Source organism: Candidatus Binatia bacterium (assembly GCA_029248525.1).
GTDB lineage: Bacteria > Desulfobacterota > Binatia > UBA12015 > UBA12015 > UBA12015.
Genome location: JAQWJE010000049.1, coordinates 309,180 through 322,195, shown reverse-complemented (window position 1 = coordinate 322,195; position 13,016 = coordinate 309,180). Strand labels below are relative to the sequence as shown.

9 protein-coding genes are annotated in these 13,016 nt (G+C 59.3%); all 9 read right to left on the bottom strand.

The window, feature by feature from the left end:
* Positions 1-52: 52 nt before the first annotated feature.
* The 9 genes from P8K07_13980 to P8K07_13940 all read right to left on the bottom strand — a co-directional run bounded on the left by P8K07_13980 (position 53) and on the right by P8K07_13940 (position 12,989).
* Positions 53-2,107 (bottom strand): M3 family metallopeptidase, encoded by a 2,055-nt coding sequence (locus P8K07_13980; GenBank protein ID MDG1959627.1) that lies wholly within the window; start codon positions 2,105-2,107, stop codon positions 53-55.
* 14 nt (positions 2,108-2,121) lie between these two features.
* Complete coding sequence (locus tag P8K07_13975; GenBank protein MDG1959626.1) at positions 2,122-2,757, bottom strand: peroxiredoxin; 636 nt, start codon at positions 2,755-2,757, stop codon at positions 2,122-2,124.
* An 85-nt stretch (positions 2,758-2,842) separates the two neighbouring features.
* Entirely contained in the window at positions 2,843-5,281 is a 2,439-nt protein-coding gene (locus tag P8K07_13970) for a glycoside hydrolase family 3 C-terminal domain-containing protein (GenBank protein MDG1959625.1), read from the bottom strand.
* Entirely contained in the window at positions 5,281-7,008 is a 1,728-nt protein-coding gene (locus P8K07_13965) for an amidohydrolase (GenBank protein MDG1959624.1), read from the bottom strand. The genes P8K07_13970 and P8K07_13965 overlap by 1 nt, the downstream gene beginning before the upstream one ends.
* Positions 7,009-7,123: 115 nt before the next feature.
* Positions 7,124-8,692 carry an apolipoprotein N-acyltransferase gene (gene lnt, locus P8K07_13960; GenBank protein ID MDG1959623.1) on the bottom strand — a complete coding sequence of 523 codons (1,569 nt, stop codon included), beginning with the start codon at positions 8,690-8,692 and terminating at the stop codon, positions 7,124-7,126.
* 7 nt (positions 8,693-8,699) lie between these two features.
* On the bottom strand, positions 8,700-9,077 hold the full coding sequence (locus P8K07_13955; GenBank protein MDG1959622.1) for a hypothetical protein: 378 nt from the start codon (positions 9,075-9,077) through the stop codon (positions 8,700-8,702).
* Positions 9,078-9,150: 73 nt separating this feature from the next.
* Complete coding sequence (locus tag P8K07_13950; protein ID MDG1959621.1) at positions 9,151-10,851, bottom strand: radical SAM protein; 1,701 nt, start codon at positions 10,849-10,851, stop codon at positions 9,151-9,153.
* A gap of 3 nt (positions 10,852-10,854) precedes the next feature.
* Positions 10,855-12,771 carry a ferrous iron transporter B gene (locus tag P8K07_13945; protein MDG1959620.1) on the bottom strand — a complete coding sequence of 639 codons (1,917 nt, stop codon included), beginning with the start codon at positions 12,769-12,771 and terminating at the stop codon, positions 10,855-10,857.
* A complete protein-coding gene (locus tag P8K07_13940) occupies positions 12,768-12,989 on the bottom strand; it encodes a FeoA family protein (GenBank protein MDG1959619.1) in 222 nt (73 codons plus the stop codon). The genes P8K07_13945 and P8K07_13940 overlap by 4 nt, the downstream gene beginning before the upstream one ends.
* Positions 12,990-13,016 lie beyond the last annotated feature (27 nt).

Sequence of the window (13,016 nt, the reverse complement as noted above, 5' to 3'; positions counted from 1 at the left end):
CTCCTTGTCTCAAATCCGACCGAACGCCTCAGCTGATCGAGGCCCTGCCTCGCTATCGCAGACCGGCGTGACGCAGCAAGGCCTCGGTCGAAGGCTCTCGCCCACGAAACTCGGAAAAAACTTCCATCGGCGGACGACTCCCACCGAGACCCAGCACCGTATCCCGGAAACGTCGGCCCGTCTCACGCACGGCCGCTTCGTCCTCGAGCCCCACTTCTTCGAATGCGGCAAAAGCATCTGCCGAGAGAACCTCGGCCCATTTATAGCTGTAATAGCCAGCCGCATACCCGCCTGCGAAGATATGTCCGAAGGAACAAAGGAAACGATCTTCCGGCAAGGGTGGAAGGACCGTCGTCTTCGATGCCACTTCCCGTTGGATATCAAAGGCGCTTCGTTCACCCTGTGGGTCGAAACTATGGTGCAAGGCCAGATCCGTCAGGCCAAAGTACAGCTGTCGCAACATATCCGAGCCAGCGCGGAATGTCCGTGCCGCACGAATCTTCTCGAATACTTCGACGGGGAGACGCTCCCCGGTTTCGATATGCTCGGAGAGGCCCAACAACACCTCACGCTCGTAACACCAGTTCTCCATGAATTGACTTGGGAGCTCCACGGCATCCCATTCAATATTTCGAATTCCCGAGACCATCGGCCGCTCGACGCGTGTGAGCATATGCTGCAATCCGTGGCCGAATTCATGAAAGAGTGTGGTGATCTCGAGGAAACTCATCAGAGATGGTTGATCACCGACCGGGGGAGCCTGATTACAGACCAGATAGGCGACCGGCTTCTTGCCCGGTGCCCGTCCAATGCACTCATCCATCCAGGCCCCGCCGCGCTTTTCTGCCGGGCGACTATAGGCATCGAGATAAAAAGCCGCGACCTCTTCCCCTGCCTCATTCTGAACACGGAAAAACCGAACCTCGGGATTCCAGACCGGAGCTTCCCCGTCGGCAGCGGTAATCCGAATGCCAAAGAGACGCTCGGCGAGAGCAAAAAGCCCTTCCAAAACCCGGGGGAACGGGAAGTAGGGGCGGAGCGCCTCCTCACTGTAATCGTAACGCTCTTCGCGTAGTCGCTCCGACCAATACCCAAGATCCCAAGGCTGGAGACCTTCTTTTTCAGGGGCTCCTCGTGTCGCGGCCAACTCACGCAAATCGGCAAGGTCGCTTGCGGCCGCGTCAAAGGACGAACCTCGGAGATCCTCCAACATGCTCTCGACTGTCGCCACATCGGGCGCCATCTTGGTCGAGAGACTCATCGCGGCGAAATCCTCGAAACCCAACAGCTGGGCTTCTTCGCGTCGCAGTTCCAGAATGCGGGCGATCAAGGGTTGGTTATCATTTTCACCGGAACTCGCCCTCGTGATGAAGGCTCGGTAAATTTTCTCGCGCAACTCACGCCGAGGTGAATATTGCAAGAAAGGGCCCATGCTCGGCGCGTCGAGTGTCATCCGCCACGGTCCAGCCTCCGGAGTGCTCTCCCCGGCGCCAGCTTCCTGCGCAGCTTGCGACGCCAACTGTTTCAGGCCATCCGGCAACCCCTCGACATCTTCTGCCGCAGTCAACGTCAGTGCGAAGGCCTTGGTTGCATCGAGAACATGGTTCGAAAATTTGGTCGCGCACTCCGCCATTTCCGACTGAATCGCGTTGAAACGTTCCTTCTCCGCGCCGCGCAGAGCGACACCCGAAAGGCGCGCATCCCGCAGTGACGACTCGATGATCCGCTTCTGCGCTTGATCCATCGCCGAAAACGAATCGCTGCTCGCGAGGCCCTCCAGCGCTTCGAACAGAGCCGGGCTCTGCGCGATCCGCAGACCGAAGGCGACAATTTCCGGCTGCACTTCTTCATAGGCCGCGCGCAGTTCATCCGAATTTCGGACGCCCATCAAATGACCGACAACGCCCCACGCTCGACCCAGTCGTTCACCCAACGCAGACGGTGCCTCGACCGCTGCATCCCAAGTTGGACCAGCCGCCCCCTCCAACGTCTCGAGCTCGGACGCCATTTCAGCAAGGAGTTCCCGCATGCCTGCGCGGATATGCGTGGGGTCGATCTTGTCAAAAGGCGGCAAACCACCGGGGAAAAGAAGTGGATTCTGAGACATCGAGGAACCGGACCTTATGATTTCGGTTGTTTCACGAGGCGGAGATAGGGCTTTTGCTCCTCCCAGCCATCCGGAAACTTCTCGCGTGCTTCATCATTGGAAAGAGCAGGAACAATGATGCAGCGATCGCCGTCCTTCCAATTCACAGGTGTGGCGACCTGGTGTTTGGCCGTCAGTTGCAGGGAATCAATCACCCGCAGGAGTTCATCGAAATTACGGCCGGTACTCGCGGGGTAGGTCAAGGACATCTTCACTTTTTTGTCGGGGCCGATCACGAATACCGAACGCACGGTCAGCGTATCCAGAGCGTTGGGATGAATCATGTCATAGAGGTCCGCGACTTTGCGCTCGGAATCGGCAATCAGGGGATAGTTCGGCGCGGTACCCTGGGTCTCTTCGATATCTTTGGACCACTCGGTATGAGAATCTGCCGAGTCGACACTCAAACCGATGATTTTCACGCCGCGCTTGTCAAACTCGGGCTTGATGCGAGCCATATAGCCAAGTTCGGTTGTGCAGACCGGGGTGAAATCCTTCGGGTGGGAGAACAAAACTGCCCAACCGTCGCCAATCCAGTCGTGAAATTGAATCGTACCCTCGGTCGTTTCTGCCGTGAAATCAGGGGCGATATCGCCAAGCCTTACTGCCATCGTCATCATCCTTTCAATTCTCGAGGGGCGCCAAAACCCCTCCGTTCTCCACTAACGCTACCTCGGCAAACCGGCAAGACGAGACTCAGCATTCATCGCGGATATCTTGCGCGAGCGAAAAGGACGCTACCCCCCGTATATCGCCCGAGGAACGCCCGACCCGGACTTCAAACGACCCGGCTTCAGCCAGCCACCCTCCTTGCTGCGGATCCCAGAAGGAAAGATCCCGAGGCGTAATCGTAAACGATAGCTCGCTCGACTGGCCGGGCTCGAGAAAAACCTTGCGAAACGCCACGAGCTCTTTTTCCGGACGGGCGACGCTTGCCTCGGGGTCGGCAATATAAACCTGCACGACTTCACTACCCGTCCGATTCCCGATATTTTCCAACGAGACCGATACCGTAAGCGGTGACGCCTCGGACATCTCCGCCGACGACAACTCGAGGGGTCCGAAAGAAAACTCGGCATAGGAGAGTCCGTGACCAAAGCAGAATCGCGGGTCCACTTTCTTCTTCTCGTAACCACGGTACCCGACAAAGACACCTTCCCCGTAGGCAACATGCCCCCGCTCCCCCGGATAGTGCAGGAACGCGGGATCATCCTCGATACGCCGGGGGAACGTCGTCGGAAGACGACCTCCGGGCTCGGCATCGCCGAAGAGAACGTCGACAATCGCCCGCCCCCCTTCCTGGCCCGGATACCAGAGCTGCAGCACCCCAGGCACCTGCTCCGCCCATTCCATTGCCGTTGGCGAACCGGCGTTGACCACGGCAATCGTATTCGGATTGGCGGCCGCCACCCGCCGGATCAGCTCCTCCTGATCCCCGGGCAGCTGCATACTTTTGCGGTCCCGACCCTCGGACTCCCAATCCGGATTGGAGCCCAGAAATACGATCGCCGCGTCAGCATTCGTGGCGGCTGCTACAGCCCGCTCCATCATATTCTCCGGTCGAGGTGCGAGGCACCCTATCGTGACACCTCCCAACCCACCCATCGGCAAGGAACTATACTCGACAACGATCTCGTAGGAACGTCCAGCTTCGAGATGGAGTTCCTCGGAGACCTCCGTCGATCCGATTCCGAAAAACGAGCTGCCGGTCTCCTGCTTTGTCCAGTTATCGACAAGAATCTTGCCATCAACGCTCAAACGGCTGCGCCCTGCACTCACGAGCCCGAAAGCATAGGCTCCTGTTTCCTCAGCCGTATAGGTGCAGCGCACCCGCGCCGAAAAGATGGTCGAAACTTCCTTGGCCGGCACACCCAGCCAGGTGAAATGAAGCCGTCGAATTTCCTCGGTCGCCAGAGCCGCACCCTCGAGTTCACGCCCTTCAAAGTATTCAATCACCGCAGCGCAGCGCAATGCCGGGATCGTGCGATGGATGTCGCAGCCACGTTCAAAGGCGATCTCCGCCGAGGACTCGAAGCGCTCTCGAATCGCCCGCAAGGGTGATTGAATCTCGCCCAACGCGACCTGTGCACTCCCGCCGCCCTGCGGTTCAATCTCATCCGCGTTCGGGCCGATGACCGCGATCCGCGACAACTTTTCCGCAGCCAGAGGAAGTCGATTTCCCTCGTTCCGAAGAAGAACGATCGAATTCACGGACGCCCGATGCAAAAGATCACGATGCCGGGCAGCATCGCTGCTGGCCTCCTCCTCAGGTCCGCCCTCCTCGAGAGCACCCGTCCACTCGAGAAGGTCGAGAATATTGCGGACGGCCGCATCCAGAGCACCTTCCGCCACTGCGCCTTCCTCGAGTGCCGCGACGAGATGCTCGCCTCGACGCTGGGACGGGCCCGGCATCTCGAGATCGAGGCCCGCAGTCAGCGCTTCCGCGGTCGATTGCGTGCCAAACCAGTCAGAGACAACGACCCCGGCGAATCCGTATTCGTTCCGAAGAACATCACGCAGAAGTGGCTCGTTCTCGCAGGCATAAGTCCCGCGGATGCGGTTATAGGCGGACATCACCCCACGGGCACCCGCCTCCTTCACCGCGGCCTCAAAAGGGCGTAAATAAATTTCGCGGAGTGCGCGATCGCCCAACTCCGACGAAATCGTCATCCGTTCATATTCCTGATCGTTGCAGACGAAATGCTTGATGCAGACCGAAACCCGCCGACTCTGGACGCCGCGAACGTAGGCGACAGCCATGCGGGCCGCCAGATGTGGATCTTCGGAGAAGCATTCGAAGTTTCTTCCGGCCAAAACCGTTCGATGAATGTTGACGGTTGGCGCGAGCAGCATCCGGGCGCCCTTGGTCCGGACCTCGTCCGCCAGAGCCTCGCCGACCTCTTCCACGAGGTCGATATCCCAGCTGGCAGCGAGAGCACTCCCGCAAGGGAAACAGGCCGAGGCCTTTCCCGAAAACGACCCCCCTCGCGCCCCGTTGGGGCCATCCGTAACCTTCAGGGGCGGAATCCCCAATCGCGGAATGGCGGTCGTCGTCCACATATCGTGGCCCGCGACCAGGCTCACTTTTTCTTCCCGCGTTAATTGCTCCATCAACTTGTCGCCCGGACCACTCATCACTCACCTACTCCTGCTGCCGGGTGCGCTTCGCCTTCGAACACAGTGCCCCGAATTGTAATTTTGTCCAGACCGCGAACACCGACTTCGTAAGGGTCCACACCCACGGCTGTAAAGTCTGCCTTCTTGCCGGCCACAATGCTGCCAATCTGATCTTCCTTGCCCAGAATATAAGCGGCATCGATGGTCACCGCACGCAACGCCTGGTCCAGCGTCAATTGCTCTTCCGGAGAAAAAATCTTTCCGCTCGAGGTTCGCCGTGAAGCAGCGTTCCACGCCAACTGCAACGGACGAGCGGGCGCCATGGGGAAATCAGAATGCAGAGCGACCGGAATGCTACGCCGCACCGCAGTACCAATTCTGGAAATCACCTCCGCACGATCTGTCCCCAGACCGACCTCGGCGTAAAGATCGCCAAGTGCGAAGAGATAATAGGGATTCGCGGAGATTTGCGCGCCAAGACGCGCGATCCTCTCGACCTGGGCGGGAGTCGAATATCCAAAATGCTCAATCGTGAAACGATGGTTCCTTCGCGGATTTTCCTGCAACAGAGCCGCTAGGACATCCAGCGTCGCATCGATACCGGCGTCCCCGTTCGCATGCACATGAATCTGATACCCCGCATTCCAATACACACGAGCGGCGTCTTCCAACTCCGCGGGCGTCATCAACCAGTCACCGACATGCCCGTCGATATAGCCGGGGGGCCCCAACTGCATTCGCTGCGAAAAGAAGGCGCCATCAGCAAAGAGTTTGATGTTGGGAATATACTGCAGGCGCGGGGTATTTTTCTTCGGCAAGGCCTGAATCTCGGCAAGGGCTTTCGTGTCACCCAATTTGGTACCGAGTCCGTATGCTTTGGGAATCAGAAAGACGCGAAAAGGGGTCTCGTCATTCTCGAAAACCGTCTGCATCAGCGCAAACTCGAGATTGAGATCAAGCCCGCCCGAGGCCATATCACCGACAGTCGTAATCCCGCCGGCATGCAGGATGTCGCGGAGTTGCCTCAAGCCCGAAGCCACCCTCGCAGGCGAAGCGACCACCGGCATCAATTTCTTCTGAATGGCCGCCAGACCGGTTTCGTAAAAATGACCCTCCTCCCAGTTGGCTGCCGGCAGGTCCTTCACCTCCTCTGCCGAAATTTCCAGCAACTCAAGCGCGGCCGTATTCATATAAACTTCGTAAAAGGAGCGGTGCCAGAGAAGGGCCGGTCGATCGGGAGAAATGCCATCGAGGATCGCGCGGTTGATCGCACCATGAAACTCAGGCTGGAAACCCCATACGAAAAGAATCTCGTCCTGTGGTGTTCCGGCTTCCAATTCCCGTAATCGCTGCTGGTAGGCCTCCGCTCCGCGTACCGCTCGAACCGTCCGGTCCGGCAAATTCCAACCATCCGGCGTAGCGAAGTTCATCGACAGGATCACCGCTGCCATCATCGGATGGAGGTGGGGATCGATCAATCCCGGCATGAGGACGGCATCCGCAAAGGTCCTGTCAATTTGATGGGGATATTTCGCCAGCCACGGCGACAAGGATTCCAGAGAGCCGACCGATACGATGGTATCCCCTCGCACGGCTACCGCAGTCGCCTCGGGCAACGCCAGGTCCATCGTGATGATCTTGCGAGCAACAAAGACCTTCAGTTTCTCCTCGGCAACAGCCCCGCGCACGAGCGGCAGAACGAGCAAGCACGCGGCAACAAGAACTTGGCGAATCAATTTCTTCATGCCCACCCAACGTCACCGATTCGTCCTCGTCCTGCAAAGCAATTCGCAAGCATCGATCATCAGAACCACCCGGAAGGCGTATACGCTGCACGGCAGTTCCCGCGACTATTCGCGCTCAAGCCGACCCGCGGCGCTGGAAACGCCGGAAGCGCGCGTTCAGCAGAAAAGCCCCGCTGCCCAGCGCGCACACAAGCGCAAATACATCCCCATATCGCTGGTAGGGTGTCGCTACCGAAAGCAGCCCGACATCCCCACTCAAAAATCCGGCCTCACCGCGCTCGAGCTCACGCGCGACCGATCCATAGGGGTTGATCAAGGCCGATATCCCGGTCGGCGTGGCGCGCACCACCCAGGTCCGATTCTCGATGGCACGCAAGCGGACCATCAGGAGATGCTGCGACGGACCGGCGCCTGGCCCAAGCCATGCATCGTTCGAGAGATTGACCAATAATTTTGCCCCGGCGTTCATCTGCCGGCGGACTTCATCGGGGAATATAGCTTCGAAACAAATCGAGATCGCCATTCGACCTCGATCCGTATCCACCCAGGAGGGCCCCTCGCCGGGCGTAAATGAACGTACCCTTTCGAAGCGACGCAAAAGGCGAATCATCTCCAGCGGAAAATATTCGCCGAAGGGAAGTAGCCGATGCTTGTCGTAGCGATCGACCAGACCATTTTCGGGCTCAAGGTAAAACGCCGAGTTCCGATAGGACGGAACCCCGGAATCATCCAGATCGCGAAAGGGTCCGCCCAAAATCAGATCCACATCCCAAGCGGCAACCTGAGCTTCCACCGCGGCCCGGTAGTTCGGGTCATCGGCTACGAAAAAATTGACAGAGCCTTCCGGCCAGAAAAGAAACTCGGCACCTGCGCGGACCGCTTTTTCCGAAAGAGAAAAATAGTCGCGCAGTCCTCGTCCGTAAAACTCTTCCTGCCAATGCGATCCGAGGTCCTGGTTCGTCTGAACAATTGCGACCGGTATTGTTTCGGTAGCCACGACCGGGTTCAAAAGGCGCCATACGCCGTATACGCCGGGAATGAGAACCGCGAGGGCGAGCGTGGACAGGGCTTCCTTCAAACGCACCCCCGAGCGCTGCGGGAAGCCAACCCAACATTCCACCAGAGCTGCATTCGCAAGAACCAGAAAAAAGCTCAGGATATAAACGCCACCCAAGTCCGCGATCTGCGCGAAACCAAGACCCGGGACCAGCGCATAGCCCAGGAGCAACCAGGGGTCGCCGGTCAAAAGACTGGCGCGCGCCCATTCTGCCGTCACGAAGATCATGCCCAAACCGCACGCCCGCGGAAACGCTGACCAGCCGATGGGCAAGCGCGCGGCGGCGAGAGCAAAAGCAGCCGCGTAGGTGGCATAGAAAACAATCGAGGCGACGAGCGAAAACAACAGGCCAAAGAGCAAGGTCTGGTCGTAGTAATAGGCAATCCCCAGAGGCACCCAATAGCCCTGCGCCCAAATCGAACCAGTCCCCCAGACAAAGCCAAGCAGGAAAGCCCGGGCCGGCGCTTTTTGACGAAGGGCCAGTAGTAACGGTGCCAGCGCGACCCAGGCAGCAAGCGGCTGGTCCCACGGAGGAAAAGCTACCGCGTGCAACGCAATCGACAGCGAAACCAGTACCCAGTCGTTCCACCACCTGGAGGATGGCACCCTGGAAAGTTCGTCACTCACCGGCGCATCAGTCCTCGATACGCTCCCGCCCCGTGATCCACCAGGCCACGACGACGATCAGCAAACCCTCGACAGCGCCGGTCAGAATATTTGCCCCCATACAAACCGGCCCACAGGTTGGCACCGCCAGAGATACGAACCCGAGAGGGAGCATCACCAGGCCGCCTACGACGAGGCCACGCAACCAGAAGGTTCGCGGGCGCACCGTCACCCCCAGAAGCAGGCCGATCGACATCCGCGAGAGATACCAGGCCCAAACTGCCCATGATCCCGAAATATAGAACTGGTCAAACTTCTCGGGAATCGGTCCATGAAAGAGCATCGGCAACCAACCAAGGATCAGGCCCAAAATGGCACAGGTCCAAATATAGGGAAGCTTTCGCACAGGGATACCATGACCGACCACGGCCCTTGCAACAACCAGCGAATCGAGAAAGCCCGCCCTCGGACGGCCGGGCTCAGGCCTGCGAGCTTCCTGCCGGCCCGAGGCTTCCTGCTTCCCGTGCCTCTCCTGCGAGAAGATGTCGGAGGAAATCACGCCAGCCGCGGTTCTTGCGGCCTTCACCCGCAGCCCTCCACAAACGCTGAGCGACCCGGATCTGTCGGAAATAACCTCCGGCCATACGCGTCACTTCAGGTACTCGCCGGACGAGATGCCTCGGGAGACTCTCGATCGCAAGGCCGGGACGCCGATCCCTCCGCGGCTTGAGTCGCACAAAGCCTGTCATCATCGGATGGAAGTGCTCGACTCGCGTGGCACAGCTGTACCATAAATAGTTCTGCAAGAGGGTTGCTCGCTGATCTTCCGGCCATGCCGCGAGCCGGCGCCGACGATGCTCGAAGGAATAGAACTCACGCCAAGCCGCATGGTAGGCAGCCTCGGCATCCGTGCGAGACATCCCGCCGGGATCCGTGACCGCATGGAATGTATCGTGTCGGTTCAAGTCCTCATCAATATCCACGCCTGCAGCGAGCGCCGCTGTATGATCGGAGGAACCCGCAAGTGGTGTCAGCAGGAAGAAGGATGCGACATCGACACCAATCTCGTCGCGCAAACGCCGAACACTTTCCCGAACGGACTCCATCGTGTCGTGGGGGAAGCCGACAATATAGCCTGCGTGCACGAAGATTCCGGCGTCCTGCCAGGCCCGCACGGTTGCCGCATAATCGGCAATTCGGTTTTGGCGTTTGCCAGCCCCGGCGAGCGCCTCGGCATCCAGACTCTCCATGCCGAGGAACACCTGAAAGCAGCCGGCTCGACGAGCGAGTTCGATAAAATCTTTCTGCCGGTGTGCGAGAAGATCACTTTGCATCAGGAAACGGATCGGCTTCCCCTCTTCCTCCCGCAAGCGGATCAGCTCGAGCAGAATCTCGCGCCAATGAGGATTCCTCGCGAAATCATCATCGGTGAAGAAATATTGGTCAATGCCCCCCGGGTGGTGTCGCGCCTCAACCATTTCCGCGATCCTCGAGGGCGAGCGCGTCCGCATCTTTCGACCCTGAATCTGGATGATTGTGCAGAAGGAACAGGAAAACGGACACCCCCGACTCGAATCCATGGTGACAAAGGAGGAGTGGACGAATTTTTGCATCAGGCGCCGGTCCGGGGACGGCAAGGCAGCGCGAGACAAATCCGGCAGGGTCCCGAGAAGATCGTAGATCGGCTCCAATTCATCGCGCAGGGCATCTCGGAGAATTCTCGACCAGGCTTCCTCAACCTCGCCACGCACCAAGGTGACCCCCGCGGCCAGAAGTTCCGTGATCTCGGCGGGGGCACCCGCTCCGCAACGTGTCCCGGAAACATGAAAGCCCCCGAGCAGAACATCCACGCCTCGATCGCGCAGCCGAAGCGCAAGGTCCCTTGCTCGTGGCATCTGGTTGGTCTGCACGCCGACCAGACCGACGAGCACCTTCACGCCCGACCTCTGCTGCTCCTCGTAGATCTTCTTCTCGGGGATCGCCTCTACCGATTCGTCACAACAGGAGATCCGGACCGAGACGCCCGGCAAATCCCCATCGGTCGCGACTCGCTCTGTCAGTCCGCGCAGGCATGCGAGGGTGTTCGAAGGAAGCACCCCTCGCCAGTGGCGAAGAAGATATCCTTCATCATCATATTTTGTGGGTCGGACAAGGAAAATATGCAGTTCCGACGCCATCATGATTTACAGCAACCTTGTGGCCACCTGATACGTGACAAAGCTCCCCAACCAAGCCAGCCCGAGCATGTAGGTAAAGGCAAGTGTTGGCCAACCCCACCCTCCGGTCTCGCGAGCCATCACAACAACCGTTGATGTGCATTGGAGCGCAAAGACGAAAAAGACGAGCAACGAAAGCGCCGTCGGCAGATCGAAGACACGCTCTCCTGTGCGCGGATCGATATCATTCTTCAGAGCCTCGCGAAGTGGCCTACCACTTTCCGTATCCGCAACCGCGTAGAGTTGCGCCAAGGTCGAAACGATCACCTCACGAGCCGCCAGGCTGGCGACAAGGCCCACGCCGATTTTCCAATCGAAACCGAGCGGTTGGATGACGGGTTCGATAAAATGCCCCAAACTGGAAGCCGCGCTGGCCTCGAGGTTCGCCTGAGCCTGCTGGTCGGGCGTGAATGCAGGATTTTCAGGCGCCGTCGGGAAGGTCATCAGCACCCACAGAACAATCGAAGAGGCGAGAATGATCGTACCGGCTCGCTTCAAAAATGCGGAGGCGCTTTGCCAGACCTGCCGACCCAGCAAGCGCCACGTGGGCCATCGATAGGGGGGGAGTTCCATGTAAAAAACGGACACTTGCCCACGCAGCAGCGTGGATGTCAGGAGCCAGGCGGTACCAAAGGCCGTCAGCGCGCCGAGAAGATAAAGCCCCAGCATCACCAGGCCCTGCAGCCCCAAAGGCCCGACCGACGTTGCCGGCACAAAGGCTGCGATGAGCAAGGCGTAAACCGGTAACCGCGCCGAGCACGTCATGAACGGTGCCACGAGAATCGTCGCCAGTCGCTCGCGCGGCGACGCGATGGTTCGTGCCGCCATCATGCCCGGAATCGCGCAGGCAAAACAGGACAACAAGGGCACAAAGCTTCGGCCCTGCAGCCCGGCCCACCCCATCACCCGATCGATGACAAAGGCGGCACGGGCCATATATCCGACATCCTGAAGCAGATGCAGAAAGGTAAAGAGGATCACGATTTGTGGAAGGAAGATCACCACCCCACCCACGCCCGCGATCACACCGTCAGCAATCAGATCGGCGAAGAGTCCTGCCGGCAACACCTCCCGCGAAGCCCCGGCGAGCCACCCAAAACCCTCATCGATCACATCCATGGCCGGCACGGCCCAGGCAAAGATACTTTGAAAGAGCAGCACCATGACGAGCCCGAAAACACCCAGCCCGATCCATGGATGCAGCAGGACCCGATCGATTCGATCGCTTCGACGATCCGGCTCCAGATCCGCTGCGGCCGCGGCCGCACACAAGGCATCCACGCGAGCAAAACGCTCCTGTGAATTCTCGATGTTGACGGCGTCTGCGGCAGAAGGTCGCGGCCAACTTGCAGGGTCCTCGAGAAATTTGCGCAGCGGCGCCAGGCCCACACCCCGGTGTCCGACGACGCCGAGAACGTGTACGCCCAGTTCTCGGGACAGAGCCATCGGGTCGAGTCGGCCGCCTCGTGCTTTGACCTCATCGATCATCGTAAGCACGAGCAGAGTCGGCAATCCGTGTTCGATTGCCTCCAGTACCAGTCCCAAACTGCGCTGCAGAGTGGTGGCATCCGCTACCACCAACAAGGCGTCCGGAAGCGGCTCCCCGGCAATTTCTCCCTGCAGAACCTGGTGAACGATTTTCTCGTCCGGTGTCTCACCTTCGAGCGCGTAGGTCCCTGGCAGATCCAGAATCCTCCGTGCCACGTCCCCACTGCGGAAGGTTCCCTCACGCCGCTCGACCGTGACGCCGGCGTAGTTTCCGATCTTTGCCGAAGATCCGGTCAGGGCATTGAACAGCGTTGTCTTGCCGGCATTTGGTGAACCCACCAACGCAATCGTCGACAAGCCCTCGGTTGCCGAGGGGATTTTCGGAGCGGCGGTCACGAAACACGCTCCACGACCACCTGCCGCAGCTGCTCGGCACGCAAGCAAATCCGGCATCCTCGCACTTCCAGCTCGAGAGGATCGCCCATAGGTGCACGGCGAACCACGCGGACCTCGGTCCCCGCGACCAGCCCCAACGAGGAAAGTCTCCTGCCCGTCTCTACGCCGGTTGCGATCTTCACCACGGAACCCGGTCCCAAATCCGCCAAACTCAACATAATGGTTCTTTGCCTAATCCTTGGGCT